Genomic DNA, 22,495 nt, shown 5'->3' on the forward strand with positions numbered 1-22,495 from the left:
ACCGGACGGCGGTGCGAAGTTCCTCAGGCGCGTGGGCTTTGCCGGGGCGTGTGGCGCGTGGCGCGCAGGGCCTCGGCGATCAGGGCCGATACGGCGGGCGGCATGTCCATGGGCAGGGTGGCCGGCACCGTGGCGCGGCCTGTGTTGCCGCGCGGCAGCCGGTCCAGCAGGTGGCCTGCAGGCACCAGGGCCAGACGCAGCAACTGGCCTGCCACCTCCCCGCCATCGCGCAGCTGCAGCGCATGGCGCAGCATCCAGCAGTGGGATCGCCAGTGCAGGCCCAGCAGCTGCTGGCCCAGCACATGGCTGGCCTCCAGCAGCAGCCAGCGCTGTGCGGGCGCCTGGTCCTGGCTTGAACGGAAGCTGTGCAGCAGGTGGGTGAAGGCGGCGCGGCGCTGGGCGTCGGTCATGCCGCCTCCCTGTCGCTGCCCCAGCGGCGCAGCCGCAGGCCGTTGGCGACCACCAGAAGGCTCACACCCATGTCGGCGAGCACAGCCAGCCACATGCTGGCGTTGCCGGCCAGGGCCAGTGCGAAGAACACCAGCTTGACGCCCAACGACAGGGCGATGTTCTGCCAGAGCACGGCGTGGGCGCTGCGCGACAGCTCCACCACCTCGGGCAGGCGGCGCAGGTCGTCGTTCATCAGCACCACGTCGGCGGTTTCCATGGCCATGCCCGTGCTGTGCATGCCGCCCATGGCAAAGCCGATGTCGGCCTGGGCCAGGGCCGGTGCATCGTTGATGCCGTCGCCCGTCATGGCGGTGGGACCGCGGGTGCGCTGCAGCTCGGCCAGTGCGTCGAGCTTGTCCTGCGGCAGCAGGCCGCCGCGCGCATCCTGGATGCCGGCTTCGGCAGCGATGGAGCGCACGGTGGCCGTGTTGTCGCCGCTGAGCACCACGGGCTGCACGCCCAGGGCCTGCAGGCGTGCCACGGCCTCGCGGGCCTGGGGCCGCAGCGGGTCGGCCACGGCGAACAGGGCCCGCACGCCGCTGCTGTCGGCCAGCAGGGTCACGGTGCGGCCCTGGGTTTCGTGCATGGCCAGGCCGGCGCGCAGCGCGGCGCTGTCCCAGCCTTGCTCCTGCACCCAGCGCAGGTTGGCCAGGGTCCAGAGCTGGCCGTCGATCTCGGCCTGCACGCCACGGCCGGGCAGTGCCAGCAGCTTGCTGACCGAGGCCCGTGCGGCATCGGCGGCCACGGCGGCATCGGCCTGGAGGCCGGAAGCAATGGCGCGCGAGACCGGGTGGTCCGAGCGGCCGGCCAGGGCCAGGGCATATGCGGCGGGCTGGCTGGAGTCCTGGGCTGCGTCTTCTTCGCTCCAGGATTTCCATTCGACCAGCTTCGGGCTGCCCGTGGTCAGCGTGCCGGTCTTGTCCAGGGCAATGGCGCGCAGCTTGCGGGCCGATTCCAGCGCCTGGCCGCCCTTGATCAGCAGGCCGCGGCGTGCCGCGGCCGTGAGCGCGCTGACCACGGTGACGGGGGTGGACAGCACCAGGGCGCAGGGGCAGGAGATGACCAGCAGGGCCAGCGCCTGGTAGGCCGCGTCATGCCAGCTCCAGTCCATGACCAGCGGTGCCAGCACCGCCAGCGCAATGGCCAGCACCAGCACGATGGGCGTGTAGACGGCGGCAAAGCGATCGACGAAGCGCTGGGTGGGCGCCTTGGAGGCCTGGGCCTGCTCCACGGCGTGGACGATGCGCGCAATCAGGCTGTCATTGGCCGCCGAGGTGACGCGCATCTGCAGCTCGCCATCCTGGTTGATGCTGCCGGCGTAGAGCTCGTCGCCCGGGGCCTTGTCGGCCAGGGCGCTTTCTCCGGTGATGGGCGCCTGGTTGACCGAGCTTTGGCCGCGCAGGACCACGCCGTCCAGCGGCACGCGCGCGCCGGGGGCCACGCGCACGGTGGCGTCCAGCGCCACGTCGGCGGCGGCCACGCGCTGCACGCTGCCGTCGGGCTGGAGCACGTCGGCCGTCTCGGGCGCCATCTGCAGCAGGCTGCGGATGGCATTGCGCGCGCGGTCCATGGCCTGGTCCTCGATGCGCTCGGCCGCGGCGTACAGGGCCATGACCATGGCGGCCTCGGGCCACTGGCCGATGGCGAAGGCACCCGTGACGGCAATGGCCATCAGCGCATGGATGCCCAGCTTCAGGCGCAGCACGTCGCGGATGCCGGCCTTGTAGACGCCCAGGCCCGACAGGGCAATGGCCAGCACGGCCGCGGCCATGCCGCCGTATTGCAGGGCAGGCACGCCGCCCTGGGAGCCGCTGACCCAGTGGGCGGCTTCTGCCAGCACGGCTGCAATCAGCGCGGCCGTGATGCGCGGCCAGCCGGGCAGCACGCTGTGGTCGTGGCCGGCATGGGGATCGCTCTCGTCGTGACCGTGGTCATGGTCGTGGTCATGGGCGTGACCGTGGCCATGGCCCTCGCCATGCGCATGCGAGTGGCCTTGGGCCTTCTTGCGGGCCGGCGTGGGCTGGGTGATGGTGAAGGGCGCGCAGCAATCGGTGCCGCAGGCGGAAGACGGCGAAGTCGAGGCGGGCGTGGAATGGGCTGGGAAGGCTTTCAGGGCCTCGTTGCCCTGAGGGCTTGGCAGGCGATTGGAGTTCATGCGAGCATTGGAAACGGTGAAGTCACTTCAAGGTCAAGCATGTCACAGCATGAATCTGCGCGCTGGCGCATCGGCGAGGCGGCCAAGCGTTCCGGCGTGGCCGCCGCCAACATCCGCTACTACGAGAAGGAAAGGCTGCTCAGTGCAGGCGTGCGCGAGGACAACCAGTACCGGCTGTACAGCGACAGCGATGTGCACCGGCTGCGCTTCATCCGCCTGTGCCGCGCCATGGACATGTCGCTGGACGAGGTGCGCACCCTGCTGGCGCTGGACGGCGCCAGCAAGGCCGACTGCGTGGCCGCCAACGAAACCCTGGATGCCCATCTGGGCCATGTGCGCGAGCGCCTGGCCGAGCTGCGCGCGCTGGAGCATGAGCTGATGCAGCTGCGCAGCCAGTGCGACGGCTCGGCCAGCTACTGCCATCTGATCGAGGCCCTGCACGCCCAGGCCGACGAACCGCTGGCACCCGCCCTGGGCAGCTCCGGCGCCAAGCGCCATGTGTAGCGCCGTCCGCAGCCGCCTGTCTTGCGTCGGCGTCCGACGGACCGTCCCGGTACGGCTCGCTATCATCGCCCGATGAGCCTCAGCCACGCTGCCCTGTCCCTTCCCGACCGCATCTGGGCGGCGCTGCGCGACCACGCGCTGGCCTGGTGGCGCAGCGTCTACCTGGGCGCCGTGCTGCTGGTGCTGGCCATGTCCCCTTCCAGCTACCGGCGCGGCGCACGGCGTGCCATGGCGCACCAGATCTATGTGCAGACCGGCCCCATCCTGCTGGGATTCACGGCGCTGGCGGCGCTGTTGTGCGCGGTGATCACGCGCATCGTCATCGTCACGGCGCTGAGCTATGGGCTGTCGCGCTATGCGCTGGAGATGGTGGTGCGCGTGCTGGTGATCGAGCTGATCCCGCTGACGGCCGCGCTGTTCGTGGCCATGCGCTGCACCATTCCCAATGGCACGCTGATTGCGCAACTGCGCGCGCGGGGCCAGCTCCAGGCCTGGCAGGAGCGCGGCTCCGACCCGCTGCGCATGGCCCTGGTGCCGCGCGCCGCCGGTGGCGTGTTCGCCTCGGTCACGCTGGCCGTGCTCAGCTGCGTGGTGGCCCTGGTCACCGTCTACCTGAGCGTCTATGGCTTCACGCTGGCGGGCCTGCCCGGCTATACGCGCATCTTCGGCCAGATCTTCACGCCGGCCGTGACCCTGGTCTTCGTGCTCAAGACCTGGTTCTTCAGCCTCACCGTGGCCATCATGCCCATGGCCTCGGGCCTGTATGCGCCGCTGCGGCGCCACCGGCTGGGCGGCGCGGCGCTGGGCGGCTTTGCGCGCATGTTTGCCGTGCTGCTGGTGATCGAGGTGATCTCGCTCATGGGCAACTACTACTGAGCACGCCCGCTGAACTCCACGAACCCCACATGCACGGCAAGGCCCGTGCCAGAACAAGGAATGCCATGACCGATACGCGGCGCCCGCCGCCAGACCCCTGGGACGGCGAGGAAATCGAGGCCCTCAAGCCCGTGGCGCACCTGCGCGCCAAGGCGGCGGGCCTGCTGCTGTTCACGCTGGTGCTGATTCTTGGATCGGCCCTGTACCTGCTGTACTCGCGCGGCGTGTTCGACGCCACGCAGCGCCTGGTGCTCACGGCCGACGACTCCGAGGGCGTGAGCGTGGGCATGGACATGACCTTCTCGGGCTTTCCGATCGGGCGCGTGCGCCGCATCGAACTGGCCGAGGACGGCAATGTGCGCATCCTCATCGACGTGCCGCGCAAGGACGCGCACTGGCTGCGCGAGTCCAGCGTCTTCACCCTGGTCAAGGGGCTGGTGGGCGGCACCACCATCAAGGCCTACAGCGGCATCCTCAGCGATCCGCCGCTGCCCGACGAGGCCGTGCGCCCCGTGCTGCGTGGCGATGCCACGGCCGAGCTGCCGCAGATCATGTCCACGGCCAAGGAAGTGCTGGGCAACATCGCCCAGCTCACCGCGCCGGACTCGGCCCTGGGCGGTTCGCTGACCGAGCTGCGCGGCCTGGCCGGCCGGGCCCAGGGGCCGGGCGGCGTGCTGGGCGTGGTCATGGGCAGCGAGCAGGAGGCGCGCAAGGTCACGGCCCTGCTGGACCGCGCCAACGCCACGCTGGCCCGCATGGAGCGCATGGTGGCGCGGGCCGACAGCCAGGTGTTCGACGCCGGCGGCGTCATGCCCGAGGTGCGTTCCACCGTGGTGCAGCTCAACGGCCTGCTGGCCGACACGCGCCGCACGCTGGGCAAGGTGGACGCCGTGCTGGCCGAGGCCCAGGCCGTGGGCTCCAATGCGCGCGAGGCCACGGCCGACCTGGGTGCCCTGCGCGCCGAGGTCGAGGGCAACCTGCGCCGCCTGGAAGGCGTGCTGGCCGATCTGCAGCGCAAGTGGCCGTTTGCCCATCAACCGGAGTTGAAGCTGCCATGAGTGCTGCCGCCAAGAAACTTTCTGCCGCAACCCTCCTGGCGCGCCATGCCGCCGCCGGCGCCGTGCTGACCCTGGTGCTGGCCGGCTGCAGCAGCCGCCCGCCCGCGCCGGACTGGGCGCTGAATGCCGAATCGGCTTCGCAACGCGCATCCACCGCCTACCTGGAAGGCCGCCAGCGCGTGCAGGCCATGGAATGGGACAAGGCCCGCGCCGAGGTGGCCGCCACGGGCCGCACCGACCTGGCCGCGCGTCTGGAGCTGATGCGCTGCGCGGCCCAGGTGGCCAGTCTCGAATGGGATGACTGCCCCGGCTACCAGGCGCTGGCGCTTGACGCGGCGCCGGCGGAGGCCGCCTATGCGCGCTATTTGCAAGGCAGGCCGCGGCCCGAAGACATTGCGCTATTGCCAGAATTGCAGCGCCCCGTGGCACAGGCGCTGCTGGGCGGGTCTGCGTCGGCGCTGGCCGCCGTGAGCGCCATCAAGGAGCCGCTGCCACGGCTGGTGGCGGCCGGCGCGGCCTTGCGGGCGGGTGCGGCGCAGCCGCAATTGCTGGAGCTGGGTGCCGAGACCGCCTCGGCCCAAGGCTGGCGCCGTGCGGTGATGGCGTGGCTGCTGCTGCAGGCCAGGGCCCATGAGCAGGCGGGCGAGGTGCACAAGGCCCAGGCCGTCAGGCGCAGGCTGTCGCTGCTGGCGAAGACGGCCAGCGGTGGGGGCGCATCGGCCGGCAAATGAAAACAGCGCCAGTCCGAAAGGAATGGCGCTGGGCAGGCATTTGCAGGCGTTTGCAGGGCTTACATCGACGACAGCAGGGCACCCGGGTCTTTTTGCAGCAAGGTGTCTGCAGCCGGGGCGGCGCTGTCCAGCCAGAAGGTGGCAACGCTGGCGGCTACGGCAAGCACGACCGTGGCGGTGAAGGCGATGAAGGGATGACGTCCGAAGGGGCTGGGTCTGCGCATGGTGGACCTCCTGTCTGACAGCGCAGGCAGAGCATTGGGCTGGGCCTGGACTCCATTGCACATCGGATTGCGCAGCGCGGCTGTCGGACAATCGCTTTCTCTCTTGACGTTTGTAAAAAACTGCTGAGAGAAAATTTCTATCGACTTTCAAGAGGCCGAAAAAAAGCGAGGCAGAGCCTCGCTGAAAGTTCGGGACGTAAGTCCCTGGCCCGTGCTGGCAGGCCAGGCGTCGCCTTAGAAACGGTGGCGGATACCCGCGATCAGGCTGGTGCCCGACTTCAGGTCCGTGATGCGGTCGTGCATCAGCACGGTGTACACATCGGTGCGCTTGGACAGGTAGTGGTCGTAGCCCAGGCTGGCCGTGGTGCGCGTGGAGTCCACGGCGCCGATCTCGGCCTTGGTGCGGGCCAGGGCTGCCTTGATGGTGCCGGCGCTGGTCACGGGCACGTCCAGGCCCAGCGAGTAGGTGCTGTTCTTGCGGTCCAGATCCTTGACCTTGGCCTGGCCGTAGGTTGCGTACAGCTTGGCCACTTCGAAGTTGTAGGTGCCGCCCAGCATCCAGTCGGTCTTGGTGGGCATCACGGCCAGGCTCACGGGGTTGCTGATCTGGGCGCGCTCGTAGAAGGCCACCAGGCTCAGGGGGCCGCCGAAGTACATGGCGTTCACGCCGATGTTCTTCTTGCCGGAATCGCCGCCCTTTTCACCGAACTGGTAGTGGACGTTGGCCTGCAGGCCGCCGAACTTGGGCGTGGTGTAGACGACCTGGTTGCTCCAGCCGGTGTCGGACGGCGTGGTCAGGTTGGCCGAGCCCCAGGCTGTCGTGCCCACGTTGGCGTGCAGCACCAGCGGGGAGATGGTGAAGGAGTCGCCGAAGGGGTTGGTCAGGATGGTGGGCAGGAAGTTGGGCGCCATGCCGCGGCCCAGGCGCACCGTGCCGAAGCCGCCGGACAGGCCGACGTTGGCATCGCGCGAGAAGTACGGGTCACCATCGAAACGGCCGGGGCTGCCGGTGTCCACACGCATGAAGACCGTCAGCTGGAAATCGACCTTCAGGCCGCCGCCCAGGTCTTCCTGGCCCTTCATGCCCCACCAGGAGGTGGTCATGCCGCCCGAACCCACGACACCCTTGCCGCTGGCGTCGCCAGCCATGCGCATGGAGCCGGCATAGGCGTCCACCAGACCAGTCAGCTGGACCGAGCTTTGGGCGTGTGCAGCGCCGGCGCAGGCCAGTGCAGCGGCCATTGCGATGAAGGAACGTTTCATGTTGAGGAGTCTTTCATTGTTGGAGAGTGGAAACGGGTGGCCAGTGCTGTGACCGGGGCAGACGATGAACCAATCGCCCGGGCTGGGCTACGTGGCAAACCTGGGACAGTGGCGTTTTCGCATCAGGGGCGGGTTGGCGTCGGCATGTCTTTGCGGCCTGTGTGCAAGGCGGTCTTGACTGGCTAAGCCGCGTATTACAACGCATCCGAGCCATTGCGCCAGCCAGGAAGTGGTGTCTTTGACACAGTTATGACGAAACTTAATTTGTGTTTTGCACTCTCGCGGCTTGAACACTGCCGTGCACTGGGATGGGGCTGGGGCACCAGGGCTGTGCAGCAGGTCGTTGCAAGAGGGCTCAAAGGTCAATTCAGGGCTCCTTGTTCGTCGGTTGGGCGGTGGATTTGTGCCTGTTGCCAGGCATTTGGCTGCAACTGGTTGCAAACAGCGTGCCAGCTTGCAACCCGGCCATGGGCCAGGCATGGACCCCATGAGCCGGGCATGTGCTTCCAGACGTGTCAGACTCGCGCCCATGTCCGAACCCACCCTGCTCGTTGCCGATGACCACCCGCTGTTCCGCGCCGCGGTGATCCATGTGCTGCGCGAGGCCCTGCCGCAGTTCGCCGTGCTGGAAGCCGCAAGCGCCGCCACGCTGGGCGCGGCGCTGCAGCAGCACCCCGAGATCGAGCTGGTGCTGCTGGACCTGGCCATGCCGGGGGCGCGCGGCTTTTCGGCGCTGCTGCATGTGCGCGGCGAGTACCCCGACGTTCCGGTGGTGGTGATTTCTTCCAATGACCACCCGCGCGTGATCCGCCGTGCGCAGCAGTTCGGTGCCGCGGGCTTCATTCCGAAATCGGCGCCGGCCGAGGCCATTGGCACGGCCCTGCAGGAAGTGCTGGACGGCGGCAGCTGGTTCCCGCCCATGGCCGCCGAGCGCTCCGAGGCCGACGCCGCGCTGGCCGCGCGGCTGGCCCAGCTCACGCCCCAGCAGTTCCGCGTGCTGCTGTGCCTGGCCGACGGCCTGCTCAACAAACAGATCGCCCACGAGCTGGGGCTGGCCGAGAACACCGTCAAGGTGCATGTGACGGCCATTCTCAAGAAGCTGGAGTGCTACAGCCGCACGCAGGCGGCCGTGCTGGTCAAGAGCCTGGAGAACGACGGCACGGTCTGAACGCCAGTCCCTGCCGTGCCACGTCTATCGGTGGCGCAGCAGCATCTGGCTCATGAGCGCGCGCAGCGCGGGCGGGCGCACGGGCTTGGCCAGAAAGCCCCAGCCGCGCTCGGCCGCCTGGCGGCGCACCATGCCGTCGCGTTCGGCCGTGACCAGGATCACGGGCGGCGACTGGCCCCAGCGCTGGCACAGCTGCGCGTAGACATCGGGGCCGTGCAACTGGCCCAGGCGCACGTCGAGCAGCACCAGCTGCGGCGCTTCGCCGGGCGCGGCCAGCGCCAGCGCCTCGGCCGGGCCACCGGCCAGCGGCACGTTGCAGCCCCAGCGCTGCAGCAGGGCGCGCATGGCGGTGCAGGACTGGGCATCGTCTTCCACGTACCAGGCGCTCATGCCCTGCAGCGGTGCGTCCTGGCCTGCCTCGCCGGAGTGCGTGGCCGCGGCGATCTGCGGCACGGCTGCGGGATCGCCCAGCGGCACGCAGACCCAGAACACGCTGCCCCGGCCCAGGTGGGAGCGCAGGCCGATCTCGTGGCCCAGCAGGCGGCCCAGGCGCTCGACGATGGCCAGGCCCAGCCCCGCGCCACGGTCGTCGCCATGGCCTTCGTCCAGGCGGCGGAATTCCTCGAAGATCTCGTGCTGCAGGCTTTCGGGAATGCCCGGTCCCTGGTCGTGCACCTCGATGCGCAACTGCTGGCCCTGGCGCCGGCAGCCGATGACGATGCGGCCCTGGCGCGTATAGCGTATGGCGTTGGACAGGAAGTTCTGCAGGATGCGGCGCAGCAGCGCCTCGTCGCTGCGCACCACGCAGCGCGTGTCCACAGCGCTCAGGCGCAGGCCCCGGCTTTCGGCCAGGATGCCGAAGTTGTGGCGCATGACCTGCAGCAGCGGCCCCAGCGCGAAGTCGCGCACGCGCACCTCCAGCTGGCCCGATTCCATGCGCGAGATGTCCAGCAGGCTGCCCAGGATGGCGTCCTGCGCGGCCAGTGCGCCGTCGATGCTGTCGGCCACATGGCGGCCCGCGTCGTCATGCAGATGGCTGCGCAGCAGGGAGCTGAACATGCGCGCGGCGTTCAGCGGCTGCAGCAGGTCGTGCACGGCGGCGGCCACGAAGCGGGTCTTGTAGCGGTTGGCCTGCTCGGCCTCGCGCTTGGCTTCGGCCAGGTCGCGCGTGCGCTCGGCAATGCGCTGCTCCAGCGCATCGGCCAGCGAGCGCAACTCGCGCGCGGCGTTCTTGTAGCTGGTGATGTCGGCGTAGCTGGTGACGAAGCCGCCATCGGGCAGCGGGTTGCCGCGGATCTCCAGCACCGTGCCGTCGTCCTTGGTGCTTTCACGCAGGTGCGGGCTGCCGCTGCGCAGATGCTGCAGCCGCCGGTGGATGGCCTCTTCGATGGGGCCGGGCCCCAGCAGGCCGCGCCGGGCGTTGTAGCGGAACAGGTTCTCTATGGGCTGGCCCGTGCGCAGCAGCTCGGAGGGAAACCGGAACAGCTCCACGTAGCGCGAGTTCCAGGCCACCAGGTTGAGGTCGGCATCGATCACCACCACGCCCTGGGGCAGGTGCTCCAGGCTGCGGCTCAGGCCCGTGTCGGCCTGGCGCGCGGCCTGGACGATGCCGTCCTGGGCCGTGCGCAGCTCCTGGGCATGCTGGCGCAGCACGGTCTCCAGCTCCAGGCGGCTGCGCAGGCGCAGCGCGGCCAGCCGCCTGCGCTGGCGCACGAACAGCACCAGCAGGCCCAGGGCCAGCCAGCCGCCCGCAGCGGCCGCCGCCGCCCAGCGGCTGGCCACGGTGCTGGCCTGCGTGTCGTGCAGCAGGTGCAACTGCCAGTCGCTGCCGGGCAGGGGCAGGGTCTGCCACAGCGTGGTGCCGGGCAGGGCGGGCTCCTGCATCTGCACCAGGCGGCTGCCTTGCTCCAGGCCCTGGCGCACCCGGTAGCGCATGGGGTGCAGCTCCTGGTCGATGTACTGGCGCGTGGCGGCCAGGTCCGCCTCGTCGGCGGGGCTCAGGGGTGACAGCAGGCGGTAGCGCCAGTCGGGCTGGCTGGCCAGGAAGACCACGCCGTGCTCGTCCGAGGCCATGACCACGTCGGGCGTCTGCAGCCATTCGCGCTCCAGCTCCAGCAGCGCGATCTTGATCACCACCAGGCCCGCGACGGCGTTCTGTTCGTCCAGGATGGCCTGCGACAGGAAGTAGCCCGGCAGGCCCGTGGTCAGGCCGATGCCGTAGAAGCGCCCGCTGCCGCGCGACAGCGCCTGCTGCACATAGGGCCTGAAGCTGTAGTCCACGCCCACGTTGCTGCGCGTCTCGCGCCAGTTGCTGGCAGCCAGGGCCGTGCCGTGGCGGTCGATCAGGGTCAGCGTGGACGACTGGCTGGCGCCGTTGGCCTGCTCCAGCTTGCGGTTGAGGGCATCGACTTCGGCGGGAGACAGCGGGTGGGTGAGGGCGGCGCGCAGTTGCGCGTCCAGCGCCAGCACCTCGGGCAGGGTGCGGTAGCGGTCTATGCGCTGGCCCAGGGCCTGGGCGTAGAGGCTGAGCTGGCGCTGCACGCTTTCGGCCTCGCCGCGCAGGGCGCGGTGGTAGACCAGCTCACCGGCCAGCAGCATGCAGGCGAGCATGCCGCCGAACAGCAGCAGCAGGGTCCAGAAGGAACGGCGTGAAGGGCGTCGAACGGGTTGGGGCATGGTGGTCTGGACCCGATTGGGCGCCAGCTTGGTGCCTTCCAGGGGCGGGAAGGGGTTGGGGATTACCCTGATTCTGCGTGCATTCTCCCAGGGAGAGCACCTGCGCCTAATACCAATAGGTTATCGGCGCCGGAGCACGCCAGCGGTACAAACTGGACCTCGCCGCACCTTGGTGGTGCGCCCACCCCACACAGTACCGCCGGAGCCGCACCATGCATGCCGTCCCCACCCACGCCGCCAGCCCCGAGCGGCTGCCTTTCTACCGCCAGCTGTATTTCCAGGTGGTGGTCGCCATCGTGGCAGGCGTGCTGCTCGGCCACTTCGAGCCCCAGTACGCCGAGCAGTTCAAGCCGCTGGGCGATGCCTTCATCAAGCTGGTGAAGATGATCATCGCGCCGGTGATCTTCCTGACCATCGTCACCGGCATTGCGGGCATGACGCACCTGCGCACCGTGGGCCGCGTGTTCCTCAAGGCCATGGCCTACTTCCTGTTCTTCTCCACGCTGGCCCTGGTGGTCGGCATGGTGGTGGCGCACGTGGTGCAGCCGGGCGCAGGCATGAACATCAACCCGGCCGACCTGGACCAGGCCGCCGTCAAGGGCTATGTGGCCAAGTCGCATGAGCTGACGCTCACCGGCTTTGCCATGGACATCATCCCCAAGACGCTGGTCAGCCCCTTCGTGGGCGACAACATCCTGCAGGTGCTGTTCGTGGCCGTGCTGTTCGGCATCTCGCTGGCCATGGTCGGTGATGCGGGCAAGCCCGTGCTGAACTTCCTGGAGGCGCTGACGGCCCCCGTGTTCAAGCTGGTCGGCATCCTGATGAAGGCCGCGCCGCTGGGAGCCTTTGGCGCCATTGCCTTCACCATCGGCAAGTTCGGCCTGGGTTCGCTGGTGAACCTGGCCTGGCTGGTGGGCTCGTTCTACATCACCTCGCTGCTCTTCGTGGTGGTGGTGCTGGGCTTCGTGGCGCGGCTGTGCGGCTTCTCGGTGCTCAAGCTGGCGCGCTACCTGAAGGCGGAACTGCTGCTGGTGCTGGGCACCTCGTCCTCGGAATCGGCCCTGCCTTCGCTGATGCAGAAGATGGAGCGCGCCGGCTGCGGCAAGTCCGTCGTGGGCCTGGTCGTGCCCACGGGCTATTCGTTCAACCTGGACGGCACCAACATCTACATGACGCTGGCCGCGCTGTTCATCGCCCAGGCCACCAACACCCACCTGACCCTGGGCCATGAGATCGCGCTGCTGCTGGTGGCCATGCTCAGCTCCAAGGGCGCTGCCGGCGTGACCGGCGCGGGCTTCATCACCCTGGCCGCCACGCTGGCCGTGGTGCCCGAAGTGCCCGTTGCCGGCATGGCCCTGATCCTGGGCGTGGACCGCTTCATGAGCGAGTGCCGCTCGCTGACCAACTTCATGGGCAATGCCGTGGCCACCGTGGTGGTATCGCGCTGGGAAAACGAGCTGGACTACAGCAAGCTCAACGCTGCCCTGGATGGAGAGCCTGTGCAGGCCCTGCCTGCCGAGGCCGCAGCCGTCAAGGCCTGAGTCCGCAGGCCCCGGGCACCAAACCCTCTCCTGCTCGATGCGGCGGCCTTGGTCGCCGCATTCGCTTGCGATGCGCCCGGCATCGCTCTCAGCGATAGTCGATCCACACCCCGCCTGCGTCGGCCGAACGCACGCAGTTCTCCACCCAGCGCACTCCCTCGACGCCCGCCTGGATGTCCGGATAGCGGATCTTGCCCAGGGCCAGGCTGTCGCCCCGGTCCGTGGCATGCATGGCCAGGGCGAAGCGGCGGTAGAGGTTGGCCCAGGCCTCGAACAGGCCCTCGGCATGGCCGGCGCCGATGCGGTCTTCCTGCCGTGCAGCGGGATGCAGGTAGTCCATGCCGCGATCGAGCACCTGGGCCGGCCGGCCCTGGATTTCGTGGCGCAGCTGGTTGGGATGCTCGTCCCACCATTCCAGGCTGGCCTTCGAGCCGATGACACGCAGCCTTTGCCCATGCATGGAGCCGCTGTTGACCGCGCAGGCCCACAGATAGCCCATGGCGCCGCCCCGGTACTGCATGAGGGCGAGGGCGTTGTCCTCCAGCGGGGCGCGGCTGCCGATGAAGCTCTGCCGCGAGCACATCAGCCGCTCTATCTCCAGCCCGGGCAGCACCAGCTGCGAGAGGTACAGCGGATGCGTGCCGAGGTCGCCCAGCACATAGCTGGGGCCGGCATGGGCCGGGTCCATGCGCCAGCGCGCGGCCGCGCTGGCGGCTTCCACCGCCTCGCTGTGAAAGCCGTGCGAGAACTGCATCTGCACGATGCGGATCTCGCCCAGCTCGCCCTGCGCGACCATCTCGCGCGCCTGCTCCATGAGCTGGTGGCCCGCGTAGCCGTAGGCCACGCCCACGATCCGCCTGCTGGCACGCGACAGCTCCAGCAGCTGCAGAGCTTCGGCCGTGGTGAAGCACAGCGGCTTTTCGCAGACCACGTGCAGCCCCGCCAGCAGCGCGGCCCTGCAGATCTCGAAATGGGTGTTGTTGGGCGTGGCGATGGACACGGCGCGGATGCCGTCCGGGCGGCGCGCCTCGGCCTCGAACATGGCGCGGTAGTCGGCATAGCAGCGCTGCGCATCCAGGCCCAGCCGCTCGCCGAACTGCCGGCCGCGCACCGGGTCGATGTCGAAGGCACCGGCCACCAGCTGCAAGCCGTGGTCGCGCTGCGCCGCCGATCGGTGCACCGGGCCGATCTGGCTGTCCTGTCCCCCGCCGACCATGGCCCAGGCAATCGGGTGGCCGGGCATGGGTGTTGCGTCGATCATGGTGTTCACCTTCAGCTTTGGTAGAACGCGGGCCGGGGCGCCGCCGCCATGCGCTCTACGGCGCCGGAGGACTGGGCCAGCACGCAGGCATCGGCGGCCACGGCGGCTGCATGGGCGTCCCAGGCCGAGGGCCCCGTCAGCCGCTGGCCGCGCACGCCGTCGATGAAGGCCTGCAGCTCCACGTCATAGGCTGCCATGAAGCGCTGCTTCCAGTCGGTGAGTATGGGTATGGAGTACATGGCCGCGCTTTTCAGGGGGACGGCTGCGGGGTCGGGCATGCGCGCAATGCCTGTCTCGCCCACCACTTCGCACTGGATGTCGTAGCCATAGCGGCAGTTGACGAACACCTCCACATCGATGCGGATGCCGCCCACGGTCTCCAGCAAAACGATCTGCGGGTCGGCCAGATGGGGCAGGGCGTGGCGCGTTCTCTTCGGGTACACCACCTGGGCACTGGCGTATTCGTCGTCCAGCAGCCAGCGCAGCACATCAAGCTCATGGATCAGCGTATCGGTGATGGCCATGCCGGTGGTGTAGCCGTCGGCCACGCAGGGATTGCGGTGCGCGCAGTGCACCATCAGCGGCGCACCGATCTGGCCGCTGGCGATGACCTGCCGCAATGCCCGGTAGCCTGCGTCGTAGGGTCGCATGAAGCCGACCTGCACCAGCCGCTGACCATGGGCCATCTCCGCCTGCACGATGCGCAGGCAGCCGGCAGCGGTGACTGCCAGCGGCTTTTCGCAGAACACCGGCTTGCCCTGGGCGATGGCCGCCAGCACCAGCTCCTCGTGCGTGGGTCCCCAGGACGTGACCAGTACCGCCTGCACCTGCGGCGCGGCAATCAGTGCCGGGCCGCTGTCAAAGGCCTCGATGTCCGGGCCGTGCCGGGCCATCACCTCACGCACCTGCTGCGCATCGATGTCCGTCACCGCCACTACCCGGGCGCCCGACAGCGTCTGGTACATCCTGCGGACATGGTCCTGGCCTATGGCCCCGCAGCCAATCACTCCGATCTGCAATGTCATGTCGTCCTCTCCTCGTCAAAGCAATGAATGGCGGATGAAGTCCATGCTTTGCCGCAGCAAAGCCTCGCTGTCGGCCGCTTGCGTGATCCCTTGCGCGAACGGCTCGAACGAGACCGGGGCGCCGCAGCCGCGATCGAGCAGGGCGCGCAACTGGGCGATGTTGCCCAGGCGGTCGCCTTCGCCGACCAGCACGCGATGGCCGTCGCGCATCTGGCCGCTCTCCAGCTGGCGGTCCTCGACGCCCGAGACATGCACCAGCCCGGTCTGCTCGGGAAAGAACAGGTCTTCGCCCGCCAGGTGGTGGTGGAAGCTGTCGTGCACCAGCTTGAAATGGCGCTCGCCCGCGGCCTCATGGATGGCGGCCACCGCATCGGACTTGCGGCGCAGTGCGCACTCGGCAAAGCCCAGGGGCTCGACCAGGCCCTGGATGCCGTGGCCGTCGAGGATGGGGTGCAACTGCCGCAGCGCCTGCACCAGGTCGCGCCGCCGTTCGCCCGGCGTGCGCGCATCGGCCCGGTCGTTCAACGGACACATGACCAGGGCCTGCGCGCCGCAGTCACGCGCATACACAGCCAGTTCGCGCGCCTTGCGTTCGAGGCCTGCGTCGAAAACGTCTAAGGGATACAGCGCGTTGATGGACAGGATGGTGATGCCCGCCTGCTGCGCTGCAGCCCGGATCGCGGCGGGCGCCGTGCCGTCGCGGATCTCGGCGTGGGGCAGATCGTTGCGGATCTCGATGGCCGACACGCCCAGGCGCCGGCACATGGCCAGGCAGTCGGCAAACGGCATGCGAGAGGCGCTGATGCGGTTGATGGCGAAGTGGATGGGCTGGTGCATGGCAAGGGCTCAGGCTGGCAGGGGCAGGGCGGCGGGGGAGAAATGCCTGTTCAGGTAGCGCTGTATCTCCCGGCGCATGAAGCGGCTGGATTCGGCGGCCCGTTCCTCCCAGGCGAACACGCAGGACGACAGCACGCCATCGAAGCCGGCTGCGCCCAGCGTGCCGAAGAACAGGTCCCAGTCGATCTCGCCCTGGCCCATGTCCAGGTGCTGGTGCACGCGGATGTGGTGCGAGCCCGGCGGGTTGACGATGTAGCGCAACTGGCTGCTCTTGCGGTGGTCGAAGGTATCGGCCACGCGCACATGGGCCAGCAGCGGTGCCGCCTCGCGCAGCATGGCGGCCATGTCGCCGCCGTAGTGGAAAGTGTGCGGGGCGATATAGGACAGGCGCAGTGCCTTGGAGGCCATGTTGCCCACGATGTCCATGGCCGGTTGCAGTTGCTCTAACCAGTCCTCCGGGTGGGGCTCCACGGACAGCGTGATGCCTTCACGTTCGAGGATGGGCAGCAGCTCGTCCATGGAGCGGAACCAGGCGGCCTCGCACATCTCCTTCGGATTCGCGCCGGCAGGACCGTTCACCGAGCGCTCGGGCGATGCGCCCCGGCCGAACTCGGACACCATCAACGCGCAGTCCATCTCCACGGCGACTTCGATGGCCTTTCTCCAGCAGCGCATGGCCCATTGCCGTTCGTCCTCGAACGGGCTGGCCCAGCGGTACATGGGCTGCAGCGATGCCAGCGCCACGCCGCTGGCGCGCATGGCCTGGCGGAATGCGGCCATGCGCTCCCTGGTGGCGCGCGGCATCACCCACCAGTCCAGGAAGTCGCTGCGCGGCGACAGTTCGATCTGGTCGTAGCCCAGCTCGGCCACGGCGTGCGGCAGGCGGTCCAGGGGCTCGTGCCGGATCATGTAGGGATCGAGGGCGATTTTCATGATGCCTCCCTGCAGGGCGCGCCGTCAGCGCCGCGCCTTCTTGTTGCGGTACTGGTCGGCGACCACGGCCGCGACGATGATGGCGCCCTTGACCATCTCCTGGTAGTAGGCGTCGATGCGGATGAAGGTGAAGCCCGAGGTCATGACGCCCAGGATCAGCACGCCGATCACCGTGCCGGTGATGCGGCCCACGCCGCCCGCCAGCGAGGTGCCGCCGATCACGACGGCGGCGATCGCATCGAGCTCGTACATGACGCCCATGCCGGACTGGCCGGAGATGGCCCGCGCCGCCGTCACCGTGCCGGCGATGCCGCTGAGCACGCCGGCAATCATGTAGACCCAGACCAGATGCCGGCGCACGTTGATGCCCGAGACCACGGCAGCCTGGCGGTTGGCGCCGATGGCGTAGGTGAACTTGCCAAAGCGCGTATGGCGCAGCACGGTGTGGAAGACGGCGGCAAGCACCAGGAAGATGAGCACCGGATGGGCGCCGGAGCCCAGCGCCGCGAACTCCTCCGTCAGCATGGAGACGGGCGTGCCGTTGGTGAACCACTTGGCAAAGCCGCGTGCCGCGACCATGGTGCCCAGGGTGGCGATGAAGGGCGGGATGCCGGTGAAGGCGATCAGCGAGCCATTGATCAGCCCGACCATCAGGCCCACGCACATGCCGGCCAGCACGGGCCAGACCACGGGCAGATCGGTGAGTTGGGGGAACACCGCGCGCGGAAAGTCCGATACCTGCGCCAGGCTGGCCGACACCACGGCGGCAGCGGCCACCACGGAGCCGGAGGACAGGTCGATGCCGCTGGTGATGATGACCAGGTTGACGCCCACGGCGATGATGCCGACCACCGCCATCTGCAGCACGATGATCTGCAGCCGCTCGGCGTTGAGCAGAAAGCTCTGGCCCACGGTGAGCCAGCCTGCCGCCTCGAAGAACAGGGCGATGCCCAGCAGCACGAGGAAGATGCTGAGCTCCGGCGGCCACCGGGCGCGCTGCTTTCGGGCGGGCCGGGCCTGCGCTTGGGTTTGGGTTTGGGTTTGCGTTTGGGCTTGCGAAACCGTCTGGGAATTGCTCATCTTGCGTGTCTCCGTTGCGTATCGGGGCTCAGCGGGAGGCCAGTTCCATGATCCGCACCTGGTCGGCGTCCCTGCGCTCGACGATGCCGGTCATGCGCCCCTCATGCATGACCAGGATGCGGTCGCTCATGCCCAGCACCTCGGGCATTTCCGAGGAGACCATCAGCACGGCAGTTCCCTGGGCCGCGAGCGCGCCCACGAGGCGATGGATCTCGGCCTTGGCGCCCACGTCGATGCCGCGCGTCGGCTCGTCCAGGATGAGGATGCGCGGGCGCGTCAGCAGCCAGCGGCCGATCAGCACCTTTTGCTGGTTGCCGCCCGACAGGTTGCGGATGTCCTCGTGCAGCCCGGGGGACCGGACCTGCAGCGTGCGGGCCATGTCCTCGCATTCGCGTGCCACGGCGGCATGCGCGACCAGACCCCAGCGCACATGGCGCTCGTGCAGCAGCGCCACCTCCATGTTGGCCAGCAGGTCCAGGCCCATGAAGCAGCCCGTGTCCTTGCGGTCCTCGGTGAGAAAGGCCATGCCCAGCCGCATGGCCTGGGCAGGCGAGGTGATGCGCACCGGCTCGCCGCCGATGCGGATCTCGCCGCAGGTGGCGGGCACGACGCCGAACAGCGCCTCGGCAAGATTGGAGCGCCCGGAGCCCACCAGGCCGGCCACGCCCAGGATCTCCCCGGCGCGCAGCTCGAAGCGCAGGCCATGGAACACGCCCTCGACGCCCAGCCCGTCCACCGAGAGCACCACATCGCCCAGGGCCACGTCCTGCTTGGGGAACATCCGGGTGATCTCGCGCCCGACCATCATGCGGATGATGTCGTCGCGCGTGACATCGGCCGATGCATGCGTGCCTATGTACCTGCCGTCGCGGAACACCGAGAACTCGTCGGCGATCTCGAACAGCTCGTTCATCTTGTGCGTGATGTAGACGATGCCTTTGCCCTGGCCGCGCAGGTGGCCGATGATGCGAAACAGGTGCTCCACCTCCCGGTCGGTGAGCGCGGAGGTGGGCTCGTCCATGATCAGCACCTCGAAGTCGAAGGACACGGCCTTGGCGATCTCCACCATCTGGCGGCTGGCCACGCTCAGCGTGCGCACCTCGGAGTCGGGGTCCATGTCGATGGCCAGCCGCTCGAACAGGGCCTGGGTGCGCTGGCGCAGCTGGCGGTGGTCGACCAGGCCCAAGCGGTTGACGGGCTCGCGGCCTATCCAGATGTTCTCGGCCACCGTCATGGTGGGCATGAGGTTCAGTTCCTGGTGGATCATGGCAATGCCTTGCCTGAGCGCATCCAGCGGGCTGCGCAGCGTGACGGGCCGGCCCCTGAGGCGGATCTCGCCGGTGTCGGGCGCATGCACGCCGGCAATGATCTTCATCAGGGTGGATTTGCCGGCACCGTTCTCGCCCATCAGCGCATGCACGCTGCCGCTGCGCAGGCGCAGCTGCACATCGGCCAGCGCCACGACGCCCGGAAACGACTTGCCCACCCCACGCACCTCCAGCAGGTCGCTGCAGGCATGGGGCGCGTGTTGCGCGCGCGGTGCGGCAGGCGCGGGTGGGCCGCGGTCCGGCCCGTGCACAGGGGATGCGGACATGGCTCAGGGCCTGGCGTACTGGCCCATGTTCTCGGGCGTCACCAGCTCGAAGGGCACGTTCACGAAGCGCTCCACGGGCTGTTTGCCGGCCAGGCGCAGGGCGGCATCGACCGCCTTGGCGCCCTGTCCGGCCAGGTTCTGGAAGACGGAGACCTTGAGGTCGCCGTTCTTCATGGACGACAGCCCGTCGGGCGTGGCGTCTATGCCGGCCACGATGGTGTCGGGCCTCCACTTGCGGGCCGCCTTCAGCGCGTTGATGGCGCCAATCGCCATCTCGTCGTTGTTGGCGAGGATGGCGTCGAACTTCATGCCCGAGCTCAGCCAGTTCATGGTGATGTCCTGGCCCTGCGTGCGGCTCCACTTGCCCTCGCGCTTGTCGAGGATCTTCATGTCCGCGCATTCGGGCGTGGCCGCCACTTCCTCGATGTCGCGGGTGCGGGTGCGCGCCGATTCGTTGGAGAGCTCCCCCATCAGCACCAGGATGTTGCCGCGGCCCTCCAGCAGCTTGCAGACCTGGCGGGCCTGCAGCGTGCCCGAGAGTTTTTCGTCGGAGGCCACCACGGCGGTGCCTGCGGGCAGCTTGTCGAAATCGACAGGCTGGCGGTTCACGTAGACCAGCGCGATCCCGGCGTCGCTCACCATGCGGGTGATTCTGGGCGTGGCGTCGGTGTCCACCGGGTTGACGATGATGGCGTCGGCCCGCTGGGCAATCATGTTCTGGATCTGGCTCAGCTGCTTGCCCACATCGTTGCTGGCGTCCTCGATCTGCAGCTCGGCCCCGTGTTTTCTGGCCGCGTCCACGATGCCGTTGCGCAGGATGGTCAGGCCGGTGTCGTCGAAGAGCGCCATCGCCACGCCGATCCTGAGGGGCTGCGCGTGGGCTTGCGCCTGTGTCTGCTTCTGCGTCTGAGCCTGGGAATGCACGGGCAGTGCTGCCAGAAAGGCAGCGGCAATGGCCGCCAGCAGGTGGTTTTTCCTCATCCCTCGTCTCCTTGTCCTTGAGCGGCAGCGGGGCGCATTCACATCCCGCCTTGACTCGCCAAACACCGGATTGCACCGGACCCTGAGGAGAAATGTAGTTCTGCCCCTCTAATTGTTGGAAATTAATTTCTAAGTGAATACACCTAAGGAAAAAAATTTCTAATAGTTTTAATCTTTTTCCATGTTCTGGACGCTGGCCAAGCGCTGCCTGCGGACAGCCCCTGAGCGATGGCCATGGAAAGGCAAGGCAAAAGATGACAGGCACCGTGAGATTGACCGTCAGCCAGGCGCTGGTCCGCTACCTGGCCGCCCTGCAGGCCGAGGTCATGCAGCCCGATGGCCGCACGGCCGTCCAGCCCTATTGCGCAGGGGTGTTCGCCATCTTCGGACATGGCAACGTGGCCGGGCTGGGCGAGGCGCTGCATGCCGAACGTGAGCGGCTGCCCACGCTGCGCGCACACAGCGAGCAGGGCATGGCCCATGCGGCCGTGGCCTTTGCCAAGGCGCACTTTCGCCAGCGCATGATGGCCGTGACATCGAGCATCGGGCCCGGCGCCACCAACCTGGTGACCCCGGCCGCGCTGGCGCATGTGGCGCGGCTGCCGCTGTTGCTGCTGCCCGGGGACATCTTTGCCTCGCGCCTGCCCGATCCCGTTTTGCAGCAGGTGGAGAGCTTCGAGCAGGGCGATCTGAGCGCCAATGACTGTTTGCGCCCGGTCACGCGCTACTTCGACCGCATCATGCAGCCCGAGCAATTGCTGGTGGCCTTGCCGCGTGCCATCCAGGTCATGACCGACCCGGCCCAGTGCGGCCCCGCCTGCCTTGCGCTGCCGCAGGATGTGCAGACCCAGGCCTTCGACTGGCCCATGGATTTCTTCCACCCTCCGCTGATCCGCCTGCGCCGCCAGCCGGCCGACGCTGCCGGGCTGGCCGAGGCCGTGGCCTTGCTGGCCTCCGCCAAAAGGCCGCTGATCGTGGCGGGCGGCGGCGTGCTGTACAGCCAGGCCTGGGAGGCCTTGCGCGTGTTTGCCGAAACGCATGGCGTGCCGGTGGCCGAGTCGCAGGCCGGCAAGGGCAGCCTGGCCTGGGACCATCCGCTCAACCTGGGCGCCATGGGCGTCACGGGCTCGCCCGCCGCCAACCACGCAGCCCGGCAATGCGATGTGCTGCTGGCCGTCGGCACGCGGCAGCAGGATTTCACCAGCGGCTCGCATGCGCTGTACGGCCATGCCAGGGTGCTGGGCCTGAACGTGCAGCCCCTGGATGCCGCCAGGAAACGCGGCCAGCCGCTGGTGGCCGATGCGCGTGTCGGCCTGGCCCAGCTTGGCGCGGGATTGGCCGGCTGGCGCGCCGATCCGCAGTGGACGGCCGACAGCCGCGCCCGGGCCGCAGCCTGGGCAGAGCGCGTGGCGGCGCTGACTTTGCACGTGCCCAAGGGCGAGCTGCCCTATGACGCCGAGGTGATAGGCGCCGTGCGCGAATCGGCCGCCGACGCCGGGCTGGACAGCGCCTGCAGCGACATCGTGGTCTGTGCGGCGGGCACGCTGCCGGCCGAGTTGCACAAGCTGTGGCGCAGCGGCCTGCCGGGCAACTACCACGTGGACTATGCCTATTCCTGCATGGGCTACGAGATCGCGGGCGGCCTGGGCGTGAAGCTGGCGCGGCCCGAGCGCGAGGTCATCGTGCTCGTTGGCGATGGCTCCTACATGATGCTCAACGCCGAGCTGGCCACCTCGGTGCTGCTGGGCCGCAAGATCATCGTCGTGGTGCTGGACAACCGTGGCTACGGCTGCATAGAGCGGCTGCAGGTGCGCTGCGGCGGCGCCAGCTTCAACAACATGCTCGATGACTGCGTGCCCGAGGGCGGCGAGCGCTCGTCCATCGATTTCGCCCGCCATGCCGCTGCGATGGGGGCCGAGGCGGTGCACGTGGGCGGTGTGCAGGAACTGCGCCGCGAAATGCTGCGTGCGCGGGCGTCCCGCCGCAGCCAGGTGCTGGTGATAGACACCACCCACCGCCGCACCACGGCCGACGGCGGCGCCTGGTGGGAGGTCGCCGTGCCCGAAGTCTCGGCCCGCCCCGAGGTCCAGGGCGCGCGGCGCGAGTACCTGCACCACAAGGCAGGCCAGCGGCGCTGA

At 68.8% G+C, this 22,495-nt stretch carries 19 protein-coding genes; 7 read left to right on the top strand and 12 right to left on the bottom strand.

The genetic code is table 11. From position 1 onward, the window contains the following. Positions 1–23: 23 nt before the first annotated feature. Together DACI_RS14625 and DACI_RS14630 are read right to left on the bottom strand one after the other, a co-directional pair. Positions 24–410 carry a DUF3703 domain-containing protein gene (locus tag DACI_RS14625; protein ID WP_012204762.1) on the bottom strand — a complete coding sequence of 129 codons (387 nt, stop codon included), beginning with the start codon at positions 408–410 and terminating at the stop codon, positions 24–26. Continuing rightward, positions 407–2,605, bottom strand: coding sequence for a heavy metal translocating P-type ATPase (locus tag DACI_RS14630; RefSeq protein ID WP_012204763.1), 2,199 nt, complete (start codon positions 2,603–2,605; stop codon positions 407–409). The genes DACI_RS14625 and DACI_RS14630 overlap by 4 nt, the downstream gene beginning before the upstream one ends. 39 nt (positions 2,606–2,644) lie before the next feature. Here DACI_RS14630 and DACI_RS14635 point away from each other — a divergent pair, with 39 nt between their 5' ends. The 4 genes from DACI_RS14635 (at position 2,645) to DACI_RS14650 (ending at position 5,774) form a co-directional block, all read left to right on the top strand. Then, the gene (locus DACI_RS14635; protein WP_012204764.1) at positions 2,645–3,109 is read left to right on the top strand and encodes a Cd(II)/Pb(II)-responsive transcriptional regulator; all 465 of its coding nucleotides are present in this window, start codon (positions 2,645–2,647) and stop codon (positions 3,107–3,109) included. Positions 3,110–3,181: 72 nt separating this feature from the next. After that, positions 3,182–3,985 carry an MlaE family ABC transporter permease gene (locus DACI_RS14640; RefSeq protein WP_012204765.1) on the top strand — a complete coding sequence of 268 codons (804 nt, stop codon included), beginning with the start codon at positions 3,182–3,184 and terminating at the stop codon, positions 3,983–3,985. A 65-nt stretch (positions 3,986–4,050) separates the two neighbouring features. Continuing rightward, positions 4,051–5,043: an MlaD family protein gene (locus DACI_RS14645; RefSeq protein ID WP_012204766.1), complete on the top strand. Its 993-nt coding sequence runs from the start codon at positions 4,051–4,053 to the stop codon at positions 5,041–5,043. Next, the gene (locus DACI_RS14650; RefSeq protein WP_012204767.1) at positions 5,040–5,774 is read left to right on the top strand and encodes a hypothetical protein; all 735 of its coding nucleotides are present in this window, start codon (positions 5,040–5,042) and stop codon (positions 5,772–5,774) included. Before DACI_RS14645 ends, DACI_RS14650 begins: the two co-directional genes overlap by 4 nt. 59 nt (positions 5,775–5,833) lie before the next feature. Here the strand turns inward: DACI_RS14650 and DACI_RS32375 are convergent, their stop codons facing one another. Together DACI_RS32375 and DACI_RS14655 are read right to left on the bottom strand one after the other, a co-directional pair. Beyond that, positions 5,834–5,998 carry a hypothetical protein gene (locus DACI_RS32375; RefSeq protein WP_013803086.1) on the bottom strand — a complete coding sequence of 55 codons (165 nt, stop codon included), beginning with the start codon at positions 5,996–5,998 and terminating at the stop codon, positions 5,834–5,836. 234 nt (positions 5,999–6,232) lie between these two features. Next, positions 6,233–7,261 carry a porin gene (locus tag DACI_RS14655; protein WP_012204768.1) on the bottom strand — a complete coding sequence of 343 codons (1,029 nt, stop codon included), beginning with the start codon at positions 7,259–7,261 and terminating at the stop codon, positions 6,233–6,235. A gap of 529 nt (positions 7,262–7,790) precedes the next feature. On the opposite strand from DACI_RS14655, the gene DACI_RS14660 reads away from it, so the two are divergent. Beyond that, on the top strand, positions 7,791–8,429 hold the full coding sequence (locus tag DACI_RS14660; protein ID WP_043781523.1) for a LuxR C-terminal-related transcriptional regulator: 639 nt from the start codon (positions 7,791–7,793) through the stop codon (positions 8,427–8,429). A gap of 24 nt (positions 8,430–8,453) precedes the next feature. Here the strand turns inward: DACI_RS14660 and DACI_RS14665 are convergent, their stop codons facing one another. Beyond that, on the bottom strand, positions 8,454–11,105 hold the full coding sequence (locus DACI_RS14665) for a hybrid sensor histidine kinase/response regulator (RefSeq protein WP_012204770.1): 2,652 nt from the start codon (positions 11,103–11,105) through the stop codon (positions 8,454–8,456). Between the two features lie 212 nt (positions 11,106–11,317). On the opposite strand from DACI_RS14665, the gene DACI_RS14670 reads away from it, so the two are divergent. Next, the gene (locus DACI_RS14670) at positions 11,318–12,646 is read left to right on the top strand and encodes a dicarboxylate/amino acid:cation symporter (RefSeq protein WP_012204771.1); all 1,329 of its coding nucleotides are present in this window, start codon (positions 11,318–11,320) and stop codon (positions 12,644–12,646) included. An 88-nt stretch (positions 12,647–12,734) separates the two neighbouring features. Here the strand turns inward: DACI_RS14670 and DACI_RS14675 are convergent, their stop codons facing one another. From DACI_RS14675 to DACI_RS14705, 7 genes are read right to left on the bottom strand one after another with little or no spacing between them, the layout of a single operon-like run. Continuing rightward, a complete protein-coding gene (locus DACI_RS14675) occupies positions 12,735–13,907 on the bottom strand; it encodes a Gfo/Idh/MocA family protein (RefSeq protein ID WP_012204772.1) in 1,173 nt (390 codons plus the stop codon). A gap of 11 nt (positions 13,908–13,918) precedes the next feature. Then, positions 13,919–14,932 (bottom strand): Gfo/Idh/MocA family protein, encoded by a 1,014-nt coding sequence (locus tag DACI_RS14680; RefSeq protein WP_012204773.1) that lies wholly within the window; start codon positions 14,930–14,932, stop codon positions 13,919–13,921. Between the two features lie 15 nt (positions 14,933–14,947). After that, the gene (locus DACI_RS14685; RefSeq protein WP_012204774.1) at positions 14,948–15,769 is read right to left on the bottom strand and encodes a TIM barrel protein; all 822 of its coding nucleotides are present in this window, start codon (positions 15,767–15,769) and stop codon (positions 14,948–14,950) included. 9 nt (positions 15,770–15,778) lie between these two features. Beyond that, positions 15,779–16,702, bottom strand: coding sequence for a sugar phosphate isomerase/epimerase family protein (locus DACI_RS14690; RefSeq protein WP_012204775.1), 924 nt, complete (start codon positions 16,700–16,702; stop codon positions 15,779–15,781). Between the two features lie 24 nt (positions 16,703–16,726). Beyond that, positions 16,727–17,782, bottom strand: coding sequence for an ABC transporter permease (locus DACI_RS14695; protein WP_012204776.1), 1,056 nt, complete (start codon positions 17,780–17,782; stop codon positions 16,727–16,729). 28 nt (positions 17,783–17,810) lie between these two features. After that, a complete protein-coding gene (locus DACI_RS14700) occupies positions 17,811–19,376 on the bottom strand; it encodes a sugar ABC transporter ATP-binding protein (protein ID WP_012204777.1) in 1,566 nt (521 codons plus the stop codon). 3 nt (positions 19,377–19,379) lie between these two features. Further along, complete coding sequence (locus DACI_RS14705; protein WP_012204778.1) at positions 19,380–20,357, bottom strand: sugar ABC transporter substrate-binding protein; 978 nt, start codon at positions 20,355–20,357, stop codon at positions 19,380–19,382. A 254-nt stretch (positions 20,358–20,611) separates the two neighbouring features. On the opposite strand from DACI_RS14705, the gene iolD reads away from it, so the two are divergent. Beyond that, positions 20,612–22,495: a 3D-(3,5/4)-trihydroxycyclohexane-1,2-dione acylhydrolase (decyclizing) gene (iolD, locus tag DACI_RS14710; RefSeq protein ID WP_012204779.1), complete on the top strand. Its 1,884-nt coding sequence runs from the start codon at positions 20,612–20,614 to the stop codon at positions 22,493–22,495.

This window comes from Delftia acidovorans SPH-1 (assembly GCF_000018665.1).
Lineage (GTDB): Bacteria > Pseudomonadota > Gammaproteobacteria > Burkholderiales > Burkholderiaceae_C > Comamonas > Comamonas acidovorans.

Coding starts and splice junctions, on each gene's coding strand:
- DACI_RS14625 (WP_012204762.1), bottom strand. CDS start 410: ATGACCGACGCCCAGCGCCGCGCCGCCTTCACCCACCTGCTGCACAGC.
- DACI_RS14630 (WP_012204763.1), bottom strand. CDS start 2,605: ATGAACTCCAATCGCCTGCCAAGCCCTCAGGGCAACGAGGCCCTGAAA.
- DACI_RS14635 (WP_012204764.1), top strand. CDS start 2,645: ATGTCACAGCATGAATCTGCGCGCTGGCGCATCGGCGAGGCGGCCAAG.
- DACI_RS14640 (WP_012204765.1), top strand. CDS start 3,182: ATGAGCCTCAGCCACGCTGCCCTGTCCCTTCCCGACCGCATCTGGGCG.
- DACI_RS14645 (WP_012204766.1), top strand. CDS start 4,051: ATGACCGATACGCGGCGCCCGCCGCCAGACCCCTGGGACGGCGAGGAA.
- DACI_RS14650 (WP_012204767.1), top strand. CDS start 5,040: ATGAGTGCTGCCGCCAAGAAACTTTCTGCCGCAACCCTCCTGGCGCGC.
- DACI_RS32375 (WP_013803086.1), bottom strand. CDS start 5,998: ATGCGCAGACCCAGCCCCTTCGGACGTCATCCCTTCATCGCCTTCACC.
- DACI_RS14655 (WP_012204768.1), bottom strand. CDS start 7,261: ATGAAACGTTCCTTCATCGCAATGGCCGCTGCACTGGCCTGCGCCGGC.
- DACI_RS14660 (WP_043781523.1), top strand. CDS start 7,791: ATGTCCGAACCCACCCTGCTCGTTGCCGATGACCACCCGCTGTTCCGC.
- DACI_RS14665 (WP_012204770.1), bottom strand. CDS start 11,105: ATGCCCCAACCCGTTCGACGCCCTTCACGCCGTTCCTTCTGGACCCTG.
- DACI_RS14670 (WP_012204771.1), top strand. CDS start 11,318: ATGCATGCCGTCCCCACCCACGCCGCCAGCCCCGAGCGGCTGCCTTTC.
- DACI_RS14675 (WP_012204772.1), bottom strand. CDS start 13,907: ATGATCGACGCAACACCCATGCCCGGCCACCCGATTGCCTGGGCCATG.
- DACI_RS14680 (WP_012204773.1), bottom strand. CDS start 14,932: ATGACATTGCAGATCGGAGTGATTGGCTGCGGGGCCATAGGCCAGGAC.
- DACI_RS14685 (WP_012204774.1), bottom strand. CDS start 15,769: ATGCACCAGCCCATCCACTTCGCCATCAACCGCATCAGCGCCTCTCGC.
- DACI_RS14690 (WP_012204775.1), bottom strand. CDS start 16,702: ATGAAAATCGCCCTCGATCCCTACATGATCCGGCACGAGCCCCTGGAC.
- DACI_RS14695 (WP_012204776.1), bottom strand. CDS start 17,782: ATGAGCAATTCCCAGACGGTTTCGCAAGCCCAAACGCAAACCCAAACC.
- DACI_RS14700 (WP_012204777.1), bottom strand. CDS start 19,376: ATGTCCGCATCCCCTGTGCACGGGCCGGACCGCGGCCCACCCGCGCCT.
- DACI_RS14705 (WP_012204778.1), bottom strand. CDS start 20,357: ATGAGGAAAAACCACCTGCTGGCGGCCATTGCCGCTGCCTTTCTGGCA.
- iolD (WP_012204779.1), top strand. CDS start 20,612: ATGACAGGCACCGTGAGATTGACCGTCAGCCAGGCGCTGGTCCGCTAC.